The sequence below is a fragment of the Gottfriedia sp. NPDC058432 genome, from assembly GCF_042721555.1.
In the GTDB taxonomy this organism is placed as follows: Bacteria; Bacillota; Bacilli; order Bacillales; family Bacillaceae_G; genus Gottfriedia.
The window spans coordinates 1-18,054 of the sequence record NZ_JBHXLC010000048.1; the positions used below are offsets into that span (position 1 = coordinate 1).

The 18,054-nt window shown below is 32.8% G+C and carries 16 protein-coding genes; 10 read left to right on the forward strand and 6 right to left on the reverse strand.

The window, feature by feature from the left end:
- Window positions 1–221: 221 nt before the first annotated feature.
- A complete protein-coding gene (locus tag ACFWM3_RS24620) occupies window positions 222–446 on the reverse strand; it encodes a cytosolic protein (protein WP_390313338.1) in 225 nt (74 codons plus the stop codon).
- Between the two features lie 131 nt (window positions 447–577).
- On the opposite strand from ACFWM3_RS24620, the gene ACFWM3_RS24625 reads away from it, so the two are divergent.
- From ACFWM3_RS24625 to ACFWM3_RS24640, 4 genes are all read left to right on the forward strand, one after another.
- The gene (locus ACFWM3_RS24625; protein ID WP_056468344.1) at window positions 578–772 is read left to right on the forward strand and encodes a gamma-type small acid-soluble spore protein; all 195 of its coding nucleotides are present in this window, start codon (window positions 578–580) and stop codon (window positions 770–772) included.
- A gap of 801 nt (window positions 773–1,573) precedes the next feature.
- Entirely contained in the window at window positions 1,574–1,831 is a 258-nt protein-coding gene (locus ACFWM3_RS24630) for a YgaB family protein (RefSeq protein WP_025671838.1), read from the forward strand.
- A 131-nt stretch (window positions 1,832–1,962) separates the two neighbouring features.
- Complete coding sequence (gene ntdP, locus ACFWM3_RS24635) at window positions 1,963–2,493, forward strand: nucleoside tri-diphosphate phosphatase (RefSeq protein WP_025671837.1); 531 nt, start codon at window positions 1,963–1,965, stop codon at window positions 2,491–2,493.
- A 104-nt stretch (window positions 2,494–2,597) separates the two neighbouring features.
- Window positions 2,598–4,358, forward strand: coding sequence for an ABC transporter ATP-binding protein (locus tag ACFWM3_RS24640; RefSeq protein WP_390313340.1), 1,761 nt, complete (start codon window positions 2,598–2,600; stop codon window positions 4,356–4,358).
- A 187-nt stretch (window positions 4,359–4,545) separates the two neighbouring features.
- Here the strand turns inward: ACFWM3_RS24640 and ACFWM3_RS24645 are convergent, their stop codons facing one another.
- From ACFWM3_RS24645 to ACFWM3_RS24655, 3 genes are all read right to left on the reverse strand, one after another.
- Entirely contained in the window at window positions 4,546–5,643 is a 1,098-nt protein-coding gene (locus ACFWM3_RS24645) for an FUSC family protein (protein WP_056468348.1), read from the reverse strand.
- A gap of 349 nt (window positions 5,644–5,992) precedes the next feature.
- On the reverse strand, window positions 5,993–10,384 hold the full coding sequence (locus ACFWM3_RS24650; RefSeq protein ID WP_390313341.1) for a glutamate synthase-related protein: 4,392 nt from the start codon (window positions 10,382–10,384) through the stop codon (window positions 5,993–5,995).
- Between the two features lie 95 nt (window positions 10,385–10,479).
- Window positions 10,480–11,781, reverse strand: coding sequence for a glutamate-1-semialdehyde 2,1-aminomutase (locus tag ACFWM3_RS24655; protein WP_056468354.1), 1,302 nt, complete (start codon window positions 11,779–11,781; stop codon window positions 10,480–10,482).
- 272 nt (window positions 11,782–12,053) lie between these two features.
- On the opposite strand from ACFWM3_RS24655, the gene ACFWM3_RS24660 reads away from it, so the two are divergent.
- The 6 genes from ACFWM3_RS24660 to ACFWM3_RS24685 all read left to right on the forward strand — a co-directional run bounded on the left by ACFWM3_RS24660 (window position 12,054) and on the right by ACFWM3_RS24685 (window position 16,357).
- Window positions 12,054–13,067 carry an ABC transporter ATP-binding protein gene (locus tag ACFWM3_RS24660; protein WP_056468357.1) on the forward strand — a complete coding sequence of 338 codons (1,014 nt, stop codon included), beginning with the start codon at window positions 12,054–12,056 and terminating at the stop codon, window positions 13,065–13,067.
- The gene (locus ACFWM3_RS24665) at window positions 13,060–13,851 is read left to right on the forward strand and encodes an ABC transporter permease (RefSeq protein WP_056468360.1); all 792 of its coding nucleotides are present in this window, start codon (window positions 13,060–13,062) and stop codon (window positions 13,849–13,851) included. The genes ACFWM3_RS24660 and ACFWM3_RS24665 overlap by 8 nt, the downstream gene beginning before the upstream one ends.
- A gap of 3 nt (window positions 13,852–13,854) precedes the next feature.
- Window positions 13,855–14,640 carry an ABC transporter permease gene (locus ACFWM3_RS24670; RefSeq protein WP_056468363.1) on the forward strand — a complete coding sequence of 262 codons (786 nt, stop codon included), beginning with the start codon at window positions 13,855–13,857 and terminating at the stop codon, window positions 14,638–14,640.
- Window positions 14,641–14,692: 52 nt separating this feature from the next.
- A complete protein-coding gene (locus tag ACFWM3_RS24675; protein WP_056468366.1) occupies window positions 14,693–15,100 on the forward strand; it encodes a potassium channel family protein in 408 nt (135 codons plus the stop codon).
- A gap of 23 nt (window positions 15,101–15,123) precedes the next feature.
- A complete protein-coding gene (bcp, locus tag ACFWM3_RS24680) occupies window positions 15,124–15,588 on the forward strand; it encodes a thioredoxin-dependent thiol peroxidase (RefSeq protein ID WP_056468369.1) in 465 nt (154 codons plus the stop codon).
- Between the two features lie 331 nt (window positions 15,589–15,919).
- On the forward strand, window positions 15,920–16,357 hold the full coding sequence (locus ACFWM3_RS24685) for a Fur family transcriptional regulator (protein ID WP_025672070.1): 438 nt from the start codon (window positions 15,920–15,922) through the stop codon (window positions 16,355–16,357).
- A 41-nt stretch (window positions 16,358–16,398) separates the two neighbouring features.
- Here ACFWM3_RS24685 and ACFWM3_RS24690 read toward each other — a convergent pair whose 3' ends face one another.
- Both ACFWM3_RS24690 and ACFWM3_RS24695 read right to left on the reverse strand, forming a co-directional pair.
- Window positions 16,399–16,758, reverse strand: coding sequence for a YgzB family protein (locus ACFWM3_RS24690; protein WP_091023209.1), 360 nt, complete (start codon window positions 16,756–16,758; stop codon window positions 16,399–16,401).
- 147 nt (window positions 16,759–16,905) lie between these two features.
- Window positions 16,906–17,631: a YwaF family protein gene (locus tag ACFWM3_RS24695; protein WP_390313342.1), complete on the reverse strand. Its 726-nt coding sequence runs from the start codon at window positions 17,629–17,631 to the stop codon at window positions 16,906–16,908.
- Between the last annotated feature and the right edge of the window lie 423 nt (window positions 17,632–18,054).

Consider the following 18,054-nt stretch of genomic DNA (forward strand, 5'->3'; position numbering starts at 1 on the left):
AATATAACAATCAGAGAAGACAACGAAGATTAAATAGACTATCTCCAGTCAGTTTTAGACATCAACAACTAGCTTCTTAAGCACGGAAAAACTAGCTAATAGCTCAACATGAACACAAAAGAAAGAGCTATTTCCAAAAGGAAATAACTCAGGTTTTTTACATCTCCACTTTTTGGGGTCTTGACCAAAGTGTTGGAGGTTTTTGTGATTTGAGAGTCAATTTAGTCAACAGTAGGGCGGGTACCACTAGTCCAGTCTGCTTCATTTCTATGAAGACCACCGCGTGATTCAATTTCTTTTATTATTTCTTTTTGAATTGTGCTACCTTCAGTATTTAAATAACCAGTAATTTGCTGAAATGAATGATGATAGTATTCCAACTCACTATCTTTCCACTGAGTTTTTGGAGTCATTGATAATTCTGAAAGATCTCTGCCAACGTACATAAATAAACCTCCTTATAATTTCTTCTCATAGTTTTCCACTCAACTGGTTCAATAAACAAAAAAATTAGTAAAGTTTTTTTACATAATAAACTGAATGATGGACATCATATTATTTGTGGAGGTGATAAATCATGAACAACAACAACAATCAATTCAATGCTGGAAAAACAGCATCTGGAACTAACATTGGAAAAGTTAAACAACAAAACCAAAGTTTTGGACAAGAGTTTTCAAGTGAAACTGATGTTCAAGCTGTAAGAGAAGCAAATGCACAATCTGCACAAAAATCTGCTTCTAAAAACTTTGGACAACAAAACCAACAATAATCCTTTAAAGAGGAATTACTAGAAGTGCGCTGTTGATGAGGAGATCGTAAGTAAAGTCTTACTTTCTAAAAATCATCTTCCTGTCTGATGAGAGATCATGCAGTCTAGTTGTTATAAAGAACGTTCAAAAAGAGCACCCTTATATTGAGGGTGCTCTTTTCATATTGTTGAAAAATAAAAGGTAAATGGTCAAACGTATATTAAGTGAATCTTATTGATAATATAATTCTTTTTTATGCCCTATTATATTTGTTAGTATATTTGAGCGGTTTTATAATATCGACGAACTCTAGTAATTATTTTTTGAAAAGTTAAATATTTAAGAGCATTTAGAAAAACAATTTCAAAAAATTATAATACGTTGATGTTCGACCTTAATTCACCTTTAAACTGATTTACAAGTTGTAATAAAACTCTAAGTAAAGGATATTAAATTAGGTTTTTAGAGTAACCATTTTTATGATGAATAGTTGATTGGAACGAAGGGGTGCTCGACTCCTATGGGATAAGTGGGAAGGCTGAGACCCCGGAGGCTCGCCGAGGAGGCTCAGGTCTCGCCCCATGGAAAGCGAGCACCCTGTAGTGGAAATCAACCTCATTAAACTCCTTTTACGAAAATTTGGTAATTAATTGATAAGGATGTTTTTCAACAGCATGAAAAGAGTAATTTAAATCCAACATTTTAAATCCACATAGAATTATTAATTTCTTCTCAATAGTCAAATATCGTCAAATGTAGTCAAAGGGATTATGTTAGTTTTCAAGAAATAGTGTAATAATGAAATAAGGATGGTGAATGGTATGCAAGTATTCGATGAATTGGTAAGTCGTCAGCTTGAAACAATGGATCAGTTAATAAAGATTCAAGAAGAAATTGAACGTTGTCAAGAAATTGAAAACCAACTATTTGAATTAGAGGATTTATCAAAATTGTCTTCTATCCAAGATGAGATACATATAATGAGATCTGAATTAAAAGCTATCCAGGACACCTTTTTAATACAAACACAGCAAATTATTAAATCTTTCTCAGATGAGAGAAAAATTGCATTAAAATAAAAAAAACAATGGGGCATTTTACCAAATTAATCTCCCTTTTGTTTAAAAATGGATAAGAACTAGTTATAATAGAAGTGTAAAGTATAAATAAAGTGTTGAAATGCGTCCACACTAGAAAGAAGGGAGAAACAATGAACGTTCCCAAACCAGGAGAAAAAATACAGATACATAGTTACAAACATAATGGACATATTCATCGTATATGGGAAGAGACAACCATTTTAAAAGGGACGCAGCAGTTAGTAATTGGCGCAAATGATCGCACGCTTGTAACTGAATCGGACGGTAGAACATGGGTTACACGAGAGCCAGCAATTTGTTACTTTGATATGGATTATTGGTTTAATGTCATTGGAATGATTAGAGAAGATGGAGTTTATTATTACTGTAATATTAGCTCACCATTCGTCTATGAAGATGGTGCCATTAAGTATATTGACTATGATCTAGATATTAAGGTTTTTCCAGATATGACTTACGTGCTGTTAGATGAAGATGAATATGAGAATCATCGACAAATAATGAATTATCCTCCTATTATTGACCCAATCTTAAAAAAGAACTTAGGTTATTTAAAGGAATTAATTCATCAACGAAAAGGGCCGTTTGCTACCGATTTTATTGATAATTGGTATGAACGATTCTTAATGTATCGTGATTAATCGAAACTGTTGAGCGGACTTAGTCTTTTGAGAATCAATCATCTCAAAAAGATAAATTCTTGTGCTCAACAGTTTCTTTTTGAATGATATGAAAGGATGAAAATATGGGAAGTATTAAACGTTATTTAAAATTTGTTAAACCATATCGATTTCATATTTTTTTAACGATTGCGATCGGGATCATTAAATTTGGAATCCCATTGATATTACCGTTTTTATTAAAATATGTAGTAGATAACATCATTAATTCATCATTACCAATTGCAACTAAAAGTTCACATCTTATCTATATCATGCTAATTGCATTTGGAATATTTGTTATTGTAAGACCACCTATAGAGTATTTCAGACAGTATTATGCTCAATATATCGGTAGTCGAATTTTATTTGATATTAGGGATCATTTATTTAAACATTTACAAAAACTTAGCTTAAGATATTATGCTAATGCTAAGACGGGTGAAGTCATTTCACGAGTAATAAATGATGTTGAATCGACAAAAGACTTTGTTATTACTGGGTTAATGAATGTTTGGTTAGATTTAATTACAATCTTAATTACAGTTACAATCATGTTAACAATGGATGTAAAGTTAACGCTTGTATCACTAATCGTATTACCGTTTTATACATTAGCAGTAAAGTACTTTTTCGGTCGACTTCGTTTCTTGACTCGTCAAAGATCTCAAGCTTTAGCTGTTTTACAAGGGTTCTTAACAGAAAGAATTCAAGGGATGCAAGTAACACGAAGTTTTGCATTGGAAGATTATGAAAGCGGACTATTCAAAGAAAAAAACGGTGAGTTTTTAGATCGTGCTCTTAAACATACAGGCTGGAATGCAAGGACATTTACAATCATTAATACATTAACTGATATTGGACCATTATTAATTATCGGTTTTTCTGCTTATCAAGTTATTCATGGTCATTTAACGCTTGGTGAGATGGTTGCATTCGTCGGGTATATTGATCGTTTATATGATCCACTTAGAAGATTAGCGAATTCTTCAACGGCGTTAACTCAATCGTTTGCATCAATGGATCGTGTCTTTGAATTAATGGATGAAAAATATGACATCGTTAATCGCGATAATCCAATCAATGCCAAAAAGTTAGATGGTCAAATTCACTTTAATCAAGTATCGTTTCAATATAATGCTGTTGACGATGAGGTCATTCAAGATGTAACGTTCCAAATTGAGCCTGGTCAAAAAATTGCATTAGTTGGATCGAGTGGTGGAGGAAAGTCTTCATTAGTTAGTTTAATACCACGTTTTTATGACGTAACAAAAGGGTCTATTAAAATTGACGGTGTTGATATAAGGGACTATGATTTGAAAAGCATGCGTGAAAAAATCGGTATTGTTTTACAAGACAATTTTCTATTTAGTGATACTGTAAAATCGAATATTCGTTATGGGAATCCGAGCGCTAGTGAAGAAGAAATTATTGCGGCTGCCAAAGCGGCAAATGCACATGATTTTATCATGAGTTTACCAGATGGGTACGACACGCTTGTTGGGGAAAGAGGAGTAAAGCTTTCTGGCGGTCAAAAACAACGTGTAGCAATTGCCCGTGTATTTTTAAGAAATCCTTCTATTCTAATATTTGACGAGGCTACTTCAGCTCTTGATTTAGAAAATGAAAGGTATATTCAAGACGCGATTCATGAACTAGCAATGAACCGTACAACAATATTTATTGCACATAGATTATCTACCATTACACATGTAGATAAAATCGTTTATATTGATCAAGGTCAAATTGTCGAAATTGGTTCTCATGAGGAATTAATGGCTAAAAAAGAAGCTTACTATCATTTGTTTGAAATTCAAAATTTAGAGATTAGTTCGAGTTCGGTATAAAAGATTAGCACAAAGAAATTAGTTTCTTTGTGCTTTTTTATTACTTTCAAATCGATCTGGAAATGGATAAAAATCGGTTAATTATCTATGGCAAGGATTGAAAAAAGCAACAACCATATAAAGAATGCGGTCGAGATACCCCATTTACAAACACTCAAAACAAAAAGCCTCCGCAATTCGGAGGCTTTTACATTGTTTCAGCCTGTTCAACTTGAACTTGGTATTCTTTGTGATAAGTTTGATGGCTATCAACGAGTGTATTTAAATGCTCAACATTTTCGCTATATTCTAAAATGGCAGATACTACTTGGAATAAATGTAACCATGTTTTTTGTTTTTCTTCGTCATTAATATCATGGTGGTCCAAGAATGCCTTTGTTAATTTATCTTTTATTATATTTTCTTCTCTATGAAGTGGAGCAGTTTGATCAAAGTTTACTTTGCCGATTAATTTCATTAAAGCATGTTCATGAAATTGAGTTAAACATGTTAATTCATTTTTTACTAAATCTTGGAATTCTTTCGGAGATGCGTTAATTTCATATTCTAATCGGTTTAAAGCTTTTAACGTATCAAATGCGTTATCGGCTGTGACAAGCATTTGTCTAAACAATACGATTTTACGAGCTTTTTCATGCTCTTTTTTCTTACGACCAACAAGAATGATTCGGTCTTCTTTGTATAAGCGATATATTTTCGTAACATTTCTCATGATTTCTTTTAATTGATAAATTTCATCTTTTAAACCATTATGGCTAACAGTTTTGTGTAGAGCCATCATCATTAGTTTATTTGTTTGTTCAGTAATCGAAATCATGCCACGAGATAATTTTTTTTCATAATTTGGAGGCATTAAGAAAATATTTACAAATGATGCAGCTAAGACACCAATCGTTACTGCCAAAATACGATCGAAAGTAAAAATGGCAAAGTGTTCGGTACTTGTACTTACCTCCATAATAACGACTACAGTAACTAATGTTGTAGCAATTGTATTTTCGAGTTTTAGTTTTAATGTAATTATAATCACTAGAATACATGTAAATCCGATAATTACTGGATTATTCCCTAGAGTAATCACTGCGATAATTGCCAGTATCGCACCAATCAAGTTAGCCTGAAGTTGTTCAATTAACGATTTATATGATTGGTTTACTGATGATTTTAATGCCGAAATAGCAGAGATACCTGCAATTGAAGCTGTAGATAAATCAAAAAACATCGCGCTGTAAATGGCGAGCGTAATAGCTATACCAGTTTTTAGAACACGCGCTCCTAATCTCATTGTATTACTCCTTTTTGTTTGTCTAGCTTAAAGCTTGTAATGAAATATGAACGTTTAACTATATTACTACTAAACTACTATTTATTACATCGAGTGTTTTTCAAAATTTCTTCAATTAAAAGTAACTTTTATTTTTTTCTCATGTAACATCTTGTAACTATACAATGAACTACACGCATTATCAATACAAATTTATAAGAAATTTTGTTAATTATATGACTGGGGAAAAAGATTAAATTATTAGTTAAATTAAAAGATTTTGAACTTAAAAATGAAAGGGCTTTACTATTAAATAAGGTGGTAGAACTGTGAAAAAAGAAGCGAAATTTTTCGCTTCTTTTTTATAAAATCATTCAGTTGAAACAGACGGATCCGCTTGTTCTTTTTTAGGTTTAATTTGTAAGAAGTTTTGTTCAATATCGTCTAATAAACTTTGAACAAATACAGCTTCGTCATGTTGATTATACTGATTTAAAAGTGATATATATTTCACTAACAATTCATTTAGATCGTTTTTACCAGTTTCATCGACCGGTACAATACTTACACTTGCACCTTTTGCGATTCGATTTTGGTAAGCATCTTTAGTAAGACCTAATTCAGATGAGTTTCGAACGTAAATTACTCCGCCAGTCATACCTGCACACATCCATGGACCTGGATCTCCTAGAACAACTGCACGACCACCAGTCATATATTCAAAAGCAAATCCGTTTATATTTGCTTTTGCACCAAGACGAGTTTTCTGTGTTATAGGTTGACTAGATTGATTATGGCCACCAATTACTACATCGGCTCCTGATAAACGAATGCCTGCTCGTGAATCAGCGTTACCTTGAATAAAGAATTGTCCTTTTTGTGCTCCATATGCAAAGCATTTTCCGACCGAACCACCAAAGTATTGACCGTTAGCACCTAAAGCTTTACTAATAAAAATCGTTCCACCAAAAGCAGTTTTCGCTACACCATCTTGAGCTCCGCCTTGAACGAATACAGAATAATCTTCCACTGTATAAGTTCCTAAGCCATTTCCAGGAATAGATTGGTCCTCGAAGCTAATCTCGACAGGGGAAGATACACCTTGCGTTTGTTTTTTTACTACTAGGTCATGGATTAATAAGCTGCCGGCATGTCGATATTCATTGTCAACCTTTGCATAAACTCCAACGTCATTACTTTGAAGTACTTTAGCAGATTCTCCATTCGAAAGTACATATTCTTTAGCCTCAATTTTATTAGTAGATAATAAATTAGTTAAACTTAGCGTATCTAAAAATCTTGTTTGTTTTAGGAATTTAGTTTTACCAACAAGCTCTTGAGCATTTTTTACTCCTAATGAACCGACAATCACTTGTAATTCATCTTTGAATGCAGTGAAGAATTGAACTAAGTTTGTTACTGCTGTTTCAAGTTGTCTAGGTGTGAATTTTCGTAAACCGTGACGCATTGCTTCTATTTCTGATTCGATTTGTGTTGCAATACCAACGTGGCATGTATCTAAATGACAACCACGACATGTCGTACAACCGATTGCAATCATTGATAAAGTTCCAAATCCGATTCGGTTTGCACCTAAAATCATCATTTTTACTACATCATTTACGCTTTTCATTCCGCCATCTGCCCAAATTTCGACAGAGTTACGTAAACCAGATTCTAGTAGTGCATTATGAGCTGCACGAACACCTATTTCAACTGGTAAGCCTACATTTTGAATTGCATGAACACGGGCAGCTCCAGTTCCACCATCAAAACCACTAATATTTATAAAGTTTGCACCCGCTTTTGCAATACCAACAGCAATTGTGCCGATATTAGGAACAACAGGGACTTTTACAGCAACTTTTGCTTTAGGGTTAACAGCTTTAATTTCACTAATCATTTGAGCTAAATCTTCAATCGAATAAATATCATGATTATTTGAAGGTGAAATTAAATCAGAACCAAGTGTTGCATTTCTCGTTTCCGCAATTTTTTGTGTAACTTTTGAAGCGGGTAAATGACCACCTTCACCAGGTTTTGCACCTTGACCGATTTTAATTTCAATTAAGTTAGAAGAGTGAAGTAAATTAGCATTAACTCCGAATCGGCCCGAAGCGATTTGCTGCCCACGAGTGTTTGGATATTTTCCAATCATATCTTGGATTTCTCCACCTTCACCATTTAAGCTAATCATATTTAGTCGATTAGCGCCTTCAGCATATGCTCTGAAAGCAACTTCATTTTGAGATCCAAATGACATAGAACTAATAATAAATGGTAGTGAGTGAGTACCTATTTCTAATGAAACCTGACTTGAATCAACTGGTTTACTGCTCTCAACTAAAGAAAGCGCATGACGTACTGTAGTTGGTCTATCTTCTTCGATTTGGTTTAATTTTTGACGGTATGTTTCATAACTACCAGTTTGTGCTGTTTCTCCAATAGCTTTCCAAATTCGAGGGAATACATGGAAAGATTTTGGCATTGCTGCGTTATTAGCGTTGTAATCTTCAGAACGTTTTTTCGAATCTGCCTCTAACAATTTGAATCCAGAAACTGTTTGATCACCGAAGAAATTTATTACACCTAAAGACGAAGAGATATCTTCTTGTAATCCAATGCTACTGAACATTTTTGCATAACCTCGTAGTTCATGCATACCTATTGTTGAAATAACTTTTTCGATTCCTTTATTTAAAACATCATAAAGTTTTACTATTTTTTCAGGAGCTTCTAATTCTGAAATTGTTCCAAAAAGGAAATATGGATTAATTGCATCTGCTCCTAAACCTTTCATTATCATTAAATCGTGAAGATTACGGACTGCAGCTGTCTTCAAGACAATCGAACAGTTTCTTCTTAACCTAGCATTCACAAGTCCATTATGGATTATCGCTGTAATAAGAGTCGGATCGATCCAGTATTGATTATTTTTATGAGCTTCATCATCGGTAATAACAATACATTCTGCACCATTTTTTACAGCTTCTATTGCTTCGTATTTATATTGAGACAAAGTTTCTTCTAAAGGTAAATTAGAAAATGTACTTTGAATTGTATAAAGTTTATTTTCTAATTGATATAGATTTAGAATTTCTTCATACGAAATTTGTTGACGACTAGCTTTTAGCGTATTTCCTACAAAACCATCACCTAATATCGGAGAAGGGAGTTGTAGTACAATACCTGAATCTTTCTTTGTAATAGATGGCCTTTTTCCTAATATGACAGAAATAGAGAAATGCTCTGTTTCACGATCTCGATCGATTGCAGGGTTCGTTACTACGGCAACTGTTTCTTTCATAAAGTCAGAAAGATTTTTTCTAGCTTCATCTAAACATGCTAGTGGTGCGTCATGCCCTAATGAACGAATAGGTTCTGCACCTTTTTCTGCCATTTGTTCAACTAATTGGATTTGTTCCTTTTGCCATCCAAAAGCTCCATATTCAAACGGATGAATTGAAGGAGGTGAGTGTTCAACGTAATCAGCTGAATTTGCTTCTTTATTTGCTAGATTCATCGTTAATTTTTCGTTTAGTTTCGTTGTAACGAAATGTGATAATTCACGGTGTGTTAATAGTTGAGCACGGTCTTTTAGTAAATTAATACCGATTTTTTCTCCGGGCGAAAGGGCATGTGGCTCAGATATAAATAATTCTGGAGAAAGGATGCCTTGCTCAGATGAAAATACATAATAATCATTTGTTTCAAGTAACCAAACAGGTCGTAATCCTAATGCGTCCACACTAGCAACAAATTCATTTCCTTCCCTTGTAAGTACACCTGCAGGACCTTGACAATATGGACCGAATGTACTTCGAATCGTATTGTAAATGGAGTTTACTTCTTGATCTGATTCATATTCTGCAGGTACAGGCGGGAATAATAATTCCATTGCTTCTTTCAAAGAGTAGTTATATTTATGAATAAGTGTTTCGAGTGTTATATTTACATCTTGTGAATCACTATTTCCATGCTTAATATTTGCGCCAATTTGTTTTGCTTCAATTCTTAATTGTTCAATTGTATTAATTTCTCCATTATGTGCTAGCATGCTAAATGGTTGAACTCTTGAAAACGAAGAAGATGTGTTTGTTGAGTAGCGATTATGACCTACTACAACGGATGATTGAAAATTAGAATCTTGTAAATCAGAATAGTATGACAATAAAGTATCGATTGTTCCCATTACTTTATAAACGCAAGTTGATTGGCTGAGAGAGACAACAGTTACATTTGTTTTTTTGCTAATAATATTTGTTAAATCAAATAAAGTTGTGTTTTGGTGATTTTTAATTGGAAGTAATGCTACTTGTAAAAACTCAGGCTCTACTGCTTGAGCGATTGGACCAAGTGCTGAAGTAAAGGTTTGATTACAACTATGATATAAGGTTTCATAACCATTATCTTCAAAAATTTGGAGTAAAGTTTGTATTTCAGATTTTTCATCTAAAAAGAAATGTCCAACTGTAAAAGAAGGGTGTGTAACAACTTCTGGACTAATTCCTACAGATGTAAGTTTTTCTTGCCAGAGTAGAGTAGGGATGTCAGTCTGAATTCCTACACCATCACCTTCACCGTTCGTAAATCCCGCTCGATGATTCATCTTTCGTAAACTTTCAGCAGCAATATCGATCGTTTCTCTTGTTTGAGTTATAGAACGATTGATAAAGGCAACGATTCCACATGCATCATGTTCGTTATTGTAATAATCTCTAAATAAACCTGGTGACCATTCTGTTTTTGTTTGAAATTTCATTTAACTACCTCCTATTTTATGGTAAAAAGATTGATTATTCAGAATTAACTATGTATGAATAGAGGTCACTTCAAGTTGTAGTGACCTCAGATATATCATAGTTTAATCGTAGATAATTTTAGGAACGCGTTTCCAACAGCGTTAATTGTTTGGTGAACATCTTGTTCAGTATGAGCTGTAGTTAAGAACCAAGCTTCATATTTTGATGGTGCGAGATTAATACCTTCTTCTAATAGAAGTTTAAAGAATCTCCCGAAAACTTCTCCATCGGATTCTTTTGCTTCTTCATAATTCGTTACTTCGTCAACATTGAAATAAACTGTTAATGCACCTTTTAAGCGGTTGATTTTTATATGGATGTTATGCTCATCAGCTTTTTCTTGAATACCTTTTTCAAGAATGGCACCTAGTCGATCTAATTCTTCATAGACACCTTCTTGTTGTAATACTTCAAGACATGCAATACCAGCTGCAATTGATGCTGGATTACCTGCCATAGTACCAGCTTGATATGCAGGACCAAGTGGGGCAACAGTTTCCATAATTTCTTTCTTACCACCATAAGCTCCGATCGGTAATCCACCGCCTATAATCTTTCCAAGAGCTGTTAAGTCTGGTTCAATTCCTAATAAATTTTGAGCTCCACCATACATAAATCTGAAGGCAGTTATTACTTCATCATAAATGACTAATGCACCATGATTGTGCGTAATTTCATTTACAGCTTCTAGGAATCCTTCTTTCGGTTCAACGATTCCGAAGTTACCGACGATTGGCTCAACAAGTACACCAGCTACTTCATGACCCCATTTTTCCATTGTTTCTGCATATGCTGTGGTGTCATTAAATGGAACTGTAATAACTTCATTAGCTATACTTTGTGGAACACCAGCAGAATCAGGTGTACCAAGAGTAGATGGTCCAGAGCCTGCAGCAACTAGTACTAAATCCGAATGACCGTGATAACATCCAGCAAATTTAACGATTTTAGTACGACCAGTGTATGCTCTCGCTACACGAATAGTTGTCATTACGGACTCAGTACCTGAATTTGTAAATCTGACTTTATCCATACTAGGAATCGCTTCTTTTAGCATTTTGGCAAATTGTACTTCAAGTTCATGAGGAGCACCGTAAAGGACCCCATTTTCTGCTGCATTTGTAATTGCAGCTGTAATATGTGGGTGAGCGTGGCCAGTTATAATAGGACCGTATGCTGCTAAATAATCTATATATTGATTGCCATCAACATCCCAAAAATATGCGCCTTTTGCACGCTTCATTGTGACAGGAGCTCCGCCACCAACTGCTTTAAACGATCTTGAAGGACTGTTTACGCCTCCAACGATGTGTTCTAAAGCTTCATTATGTATTTCAATTGACTTTTGATTATTCATGGAGTACCTCCCATTATTGATAAAAAAATGAAAGAATTTAACCGGCATCTTTACATTATTTATGTGGTTAAATTACATTCTAGCACGAAATTTTAGCGCGTGGTAAATGTAAGCCTTTACAAGTTAAAAAGAAATTTGAACATTTTGTAGAATCTATATTTTTCACAAAAATAGTCCGAAAAAATTGGAAACTACATTTTAGTACTTTTTTATTGTACTTAGTTCGTATTTCAAATACACTAAGCGACGGAATAAAAAATGGAGGAAGTCTTATGGAAAACATAATCGAAGTTCAAAACTTACACAAAGAATTTAAAACTTTCTTGAGTCGCTCTGGTGTAAAAGGTGCATTTAGAGATTTGTTTACAAGAAACTATAGAACAAAAACAGCCGTTAATCATATAAACTTTTCTGTAAAAAAAGGTGAAATGATGGCTTATATCGGGGAGAATGGTGCAGGGAAGTCGACTACAATTAAAATGTTGACGGGAATACTAACACCTACTTCTGGTGATGTAACAGTTAATGGATACCACCCTCAAAAAGATCGAGAGCGTTTTGTTAAATCAATAGGTGTTGTATTTGGGCAAAGATCTCAATTATGGTGGGATATTGCTGTACAAGAATCATTTCGCTTACTAAAAAAAGTTTATCAAATACCAGATAAACAATATGAAGAACATATGGGTTATATCATTAAGACTTTGGATATCGAACCTTTATTAGACCAACCTGTAAGAAAGCTATCTTTAGGTCAAAGAATGAGATGTGAATTAGCAGCTGCTTTAATTCATAATCCACCTTTATTATTTTTAGATGAGCCGACAATTGGATTAGATGTATTAGTAAAATTAAAAATTCGCGAGTTTTTAAAAGAGTTAAACCAAAAATATGGGACAACAATTCTTTTAACAACCCATGATATTTCTGATATTGAGGCACTATGTGATCGAGTAGTTATGTTAGATGAAGGAAAAATCATTTATGATGGAAAACTTGAACAGTTAAAGGGTCAATGGGGCGAAGAGAAAGAAATTCAATTCCAGTTTATTAAGCCTGTCAATCATAATACATTAAACGAATTAATCGGACGAACTGATGTCAAATGGAAGGAAGAAGAAGGCGAAAATATTTGGAGTGTTACATTACCGAATGATGAAACACTTATTTCTATGATTATCGCAAAAGTAGTTCAATCAAATCCTGTTAAAGATATGAAGATGTTAGAGATTTCTACAGAAGAAATTATACGAAACATCTACCAAGAAGGTATTAGTAATGAGTAAGTATATTGAAATCATTCGAATTCGTTTTTTAATGATGTTAGCGTATCGTACCAATTATTACACTGGGATTGTTATTTATACGATTAATATAGGTGCTTATTTCTTTTTATGGAAAGCAATCTATGGTCACCAAGGATCTATTCAAGGTGTTTCAGTAAACCAGATGACTACTTATGTTGCGATTGCTTGGATGGCAAGGGCGTTTTATTTTAATAATCTAGACCGTGAAATTGCTGAAGAAATCGTAGAGGGTAAAGTAGCAATAGAACTTATTAGACCTTATAACTATTTACTTACTAAAGTGATGCAAGGGTTAGGTGAGGGGATTTTCAGATTCTTTTTCTTTTCAATTCCAGGCTTTATTATAGTTGCTTTAATTTTTCGTTTAGATGTTTCATTTAATTTAAAAACTTTAGGTTTATTTTTAATTGCTTCGATTTTCAGTTTTGCAATTAATACACAATTAAATTTATTAACAGGGTTAATGGCATTCTTCCTTCAAAATAATATGGGATTTATTCAAGCTAAACGTGTCATTATTGATTTGTTTTCAGGTTTAACGATTCCAATCACGTTCTTTCCGGTTTGGGCACAAGATGTAATGAAGTACTTACCATTTCAAGGAATCAGCTATATTCCTAGTATGATTTTTGCTCAAGGCATAAAAGGTGAATTAATTTTAAGAGGCCTTTTATTTCAAGTAATTTGGATTATTATTTTATGTATCCCTATTACTCTTATATGGTATAAAGCTAAAAAGCATCTTGTTATACAAGGAGGTTAAAGAATGTTTTATTTAAATATATTTCTTCAATATTCAGGTCAATATTTAAAAACGAAATTACAATATAGAGCAAATTTCTTTTTATCATTTTTATCAGATTTGATGGCTCAGGCTGTAAATTTAATTTTTATATTATTAGTTTTCAATCATACTTCACTTATTGAAGGATGGAATCGAGATGAAATTGTATTCATTTATGGTTTCTTTTTAGTTCCGTTTGCTCTTTTTGGTTCATTTTTTAATATATGGGATTTTAATGATCGTTACATTGTTAAGGGAGAGTTTGATCGTATTTTAACTCGACCAATTCATAGTCTTTTTCAAGTTGTATTAGAGAAAATGGAGTTAGAATCTTTACTAGGTGCTATTACTGGATTGATTATTATGCTCTATGCAGGTTTTAAATTAGGACTTTCAATCACTTGGTATGATCCATTTTTATTTCTACTAATGGCTTTTGGTGGAATGTTTGTTTATGCCGGAATCTTTATTGCTTTAGCAAGTATCGGTTTTTGGTCAGATGCAAGAACGTCGATTATGCCGTTAATGTATAATATAGGAAACTATGGTCGTTATCCGATTAATATTTATCACCCTATAATTCGCTTTGTATTAACATGGATTTTACCATTTGCATTTGTTGGTGTTTATCCAGCTGCATATTTTCTACGTAGAAGTGAATGGTATGTCTATTCATTTTTAACGCCAGTTATGGGATTAGTTGTTTTTGTAATCTCTGTGTTAATTTGGAACCAAGGTGTAAAAAAATATAAAGGTGCTGGTAACTAAGCAGTATTCTATTTCAATAGCTTGTTTCATAAATTGAAATGAGGTGATTGGAATGGGAACTGCTTTTTTCTTTTTTATTTCAATATTTGCGATTTTGTATAGTCTAGTGTATTTATGGAATACTTCAACTACAAAAGTTAATAAAAGTCTTATTTCAATTAATAATTACATTCTTTTATTTTTAATATATGGAACGGTACTTATAGGCTTTAGCGCGGTGTATTTTATATTAGAGCGAGGGCCACATCCAATTTTAATTGAGCATTCTATTCCTATTGAAGGGACTAATTACAATATAATGGGGTTATGCTTATATTTTAGCGCAATCACCCTTTTATCTGTAGGCTATGGGGATATAGTACCAGTGGGGATCGGAAGATGGGTTGCTATGGTTGAAGCGCTTATCGGATATACGATGCCAGCAGCTTTTGTTTTACAAGTATTTAAAGAAGAACGTTAATATTTATGAATAAGGAGATTATTATGACTGTTGAAATTGGAATGAAAGCACCGGAATTTACTTTACCAGCAAGTAATGGAGAAGATGTAGCTTTATCAGACTTTAAAGGTAAGAAAGTAGTTCTTTATTTTTACCCAAAGGATATGACACCAGGTTGTACTACGGAAGCTTGTGATTTTAGAGATTCATATGAAAGGTTTTTGAATAGTGGAACTGTCATTTTAGGAATAAGTCCTGATCCTATAAAAAGACATGAAAAATTTATAGAAAAGCATCAATTACCATTTTTATTACTTTCAGACGAAACAACTGAAGTTGCAAAGTTATATGATGTTTGGAAGTTAAAGAATAATTTTGGTAAGGAATATATGGGAATAGAACGTACAACATTTTTAATTGATGAAGAAGGTTGTATCGAAAATGTATGGCAAAAGGTTAGAGTAAAGAATCATGTTGAAGATGTTTTTAGTGTAATCAGTCGTTCTTAAAATTTGTACAAACTAATCTGAGTCAATTAACTTCATTTATCTTAAGTTTTTTTGAGAAAGAATCGTTTTATCTAAAATAATCGAGCTTTTCGTCTATACCTATATTACTTTAGGGAATATATTGGAGTATAGGGCATACCTCCTCAGATGATAGCATATTGAAGTGCGAGAGAATTCTCGCACATTTTTTTTGTTTTGATATATGGAATACAAACAAATGACTAATTTTTTTTAGAAATTCTCAAAAAGTTGACAAATATTCTTGCAGTTGAATAAACTAATAATAAGTAATTAATTTTGGAACTATTTTATAGAAACGGGGAGAGCGGCGTTGCATAAGGAAAATATTCAAGATGCAATTTTACATTTAAAGAATAGCGGCGTACGTATTACACCTCAGAGGCATGCAATTATAGAATATTTAATAGGAAGTGGAACACATCCAACTGCTGATGAAATCTATAAAGCACTTGAGGGAAAATTTCCAAATATGAGTGTGGCAACAGTTTACAATAATCTCAGAGTATTACGTGAAGTAGGAATGGTTAAAGAATTAAACTTCGGTGATTCTTCTAGTCGTTTTGATTATATAACAACTGATCATTATCATATTATTTGTGAAAAATGTGGTGAAATGAATGACTTTCATTACGACGGGTTAGAAGGAATCAATCTTTATGTTGAAAAGGAAACGGGATTTGAAGTAACCAATCATAGAATGGAAGTATACGGTATTTGTCCTAAATGTAAAGAAAAAACATTATCATAATAAAGCACATTACATAATTGTAATGTGCTTTATTTATTATGCTATTGTTTAGCATCTCGTTTGCTATTATATTTTTCATTAAATTCTTTACCTTCTAATGAAGGATCTAATGTAAGGGGCTCATTACAATACATACAGATGTCAACTTTACCAAGCATTTTAGTCGTTTTGTTACAATTCGGACAGATGACTTGAATTGTTTTTGTAGACAGCATTCCGATCCAAAAATAAACAACTGTACTACCAATAATCGCTAAAAATCCCACAAGCATAAAGATCGTCATGACAATCTTATGCTCTCTGAAAAATACACCACCATACATAATGATGAAGCCAATAAATAATAATGAAAGTGCAAACGTTCTTATATTATTAATTTTACTACTTTTCTTTTTTGCCACTTTGTCCACCCCATTCATTGTAAATATAGCATAAATGAGATAGGAAATGTTAGTGCTAACATGGAAAACAATTGGAACTTATTTAATGGAATGATTTTAGTTGATGAATTTTGATTTTAAGCTAAATATAGGACATTCTCATATTAATTAATTGGTAGTTTGATCGGATGTTACTTGGTTTATTTTCAGCTTTTTGTTAAAAAAATGAATCGGGAGATATAAAATCAAAAAATAGGGGATAAGAATTAAGCTTAATACAATTAAGTAATATGGCCATGGCCCAAAAAAGTCTAGCAAGTTTGCTCCGGTAGGTTTAGCTCTTAAAAATAGGTAGTTTCCTTTAATGACATAATCCAGTAAGTAAATAGGTATAGCTAATAAGATTAAATAAAGGAAGGACTTTATTAATGAACGGAGAGTCGGAGTATATCCAAAGATAAACGTCATATAACAAATAGAAATAATGATCCCTCCGTGGGTAATGAAAAATTGTATATATTTAAAATGAGGAAAGCTATATTTGATATCTGGAGTAATTACAGCTTGGATAGCCCCAGCCAATCCCCAAAAATAGATAATCTCATATATTTTATAATTTTTTGTAATGAGTGTATAACAGCATAGATACATACTTATACCGCATAGTTGGAGAGGTAATGAATCGCCCCAATCCCACTGGTTCGTTTTAATTAACCATCCATATAATAGAAATTCAACTGTAAGCATTGAGACGATTAATAGAGTCCGAATGAATAAATCTACTTTTTTCTTATTGTTTATAAAATTTCTGAAGTTAAACAAACAGATAAGAAGTAGGAGAATGATTAATAATGTAATAATATGTTGCTTTGAAAACAAGACGAAACCATTCATTATTTACACCTCTCTCAATTCAGATAGATGATATTGAACAATTCGCTACTGTTAAGATCTTTTTCATTGTACATTTTTAAGTGTATTCAGCTTGTTTGTATTAAAGTATTCTGACTTGATATTTGTATGACCGGATCGACTTGTATTCTTTTTAGAAAAGAGTTTTCATCTTTTTTGAAAAAAACTTTTAAAAAGTGTTGACGGTGAGATTTATCGATGTTATATTATTCTATGTCGCCAAGAGATGACGGCGTCGAAAGAAAAAAGATTTTAAAAAAATGTTGACAGGCTCTACTGAGAATGTTAAGATGAAAAAGTCGCTAATGACGCGACGAAGTGAACTTTGAAAACTAAACAAAACATGAAGTAAACGTCAATTATTAGTTTTTTGAGCAATACAAGATTTAAACTTAACTTTTATGG

Coding starts and splice junctions, on each gene's coding strand:
- ACFWM3_RS24620 (WP_390313338.1), bottom strand. CDS start 446: ATGTACGTTGGCAGAGATCTTTCAGAATTATCAATGACTCCAAAAACT.
- ACFWM3_RS24625 (WP_056468344.1), top strand. CDS start 578: ATGAACAACAACAACAATCAATTCAATGCTGGAAAAACAGCATCTGGA.
- ACFWM3_RS24630 (WP_025671838.1), top strand. CDS start 1,574: ATGCAAGTATTCGATGAATTGGTAAGTCGTCAGCTTGAAACAATGGAT.
- ntdP (WP_025671837.1), top strand. CDS start 1,963: ATGAACGTTCCCAAACCAGGAGAAAAAATACAGATACATAGTTACAAA.
- ACFWM3_RS24640 (WP_390313340.1), top strand. CDS start 2,598: ATGGGAAGTATTAAACGTTATTTAAAATTTGTTAAACCATATCGATTT.
- ACFWM3_RS24645 (WP_056468348.1), bottom strand. CDS start 5,643: ATGAGATTAGGAGCGCGTGTTCTAAAAACTGGTATAGCTATTACGCTC.
- ACFWM3_RS24650 (WP_390313341.1), bottom strand. CDS start 10,384: ATGAAATTTCAAACAAAAACAGAATGGTCACCAGGTTTATTTAGAGAT.
- ACFWM3_RS24655 (WP_056468354.1), bottom strand. CDS start 11,781: ATGAATAATCAAAAGTCAATTGAAATACATAATGAAGCTTTAGAACAC.
- ACFWM3_RS24660 (WP_056468357.1), top strand. CDS start 12,054: ATGGAAAACATAATCGAAGTTCAAAACTTACACAAAGAATTTAAAACT.
- ACFWM3_RS24665 (WP_056468360.1), top strand. CDS start 13,060: ATGAGTAAGTATATTGAAATCATTCGAATTCGTTTTTTAATGATGTTA.
- ACFWM3_RS24670 (WP_056468363.1), top strand. CDS start 13,855: ATGTTTTATTTAAATATATTTCTTCAATATTCAGGTCAATATTTAAAA.
- ACFWM3_RS24675 (WP_056468366.1), top strand. CDS start 14,693: ATGGGAACTGCTTTTTTCTTTTTTATTTCAATATTTGCGATTTTGTAT.
- bcp (WP_056468369.1), top strand. CDS start 15,124: ATGACTGTTGAAATTGGAATGAAAGCACCGGAATTTACTTTACCAGCA.
- ACFWM3_RS24695 (WP_390313342.1), bottom strand. CDS start 17,631: ATGAATGGTTTCGTCTTGTTTTCAAAGCAACATATTATTACATTATTA.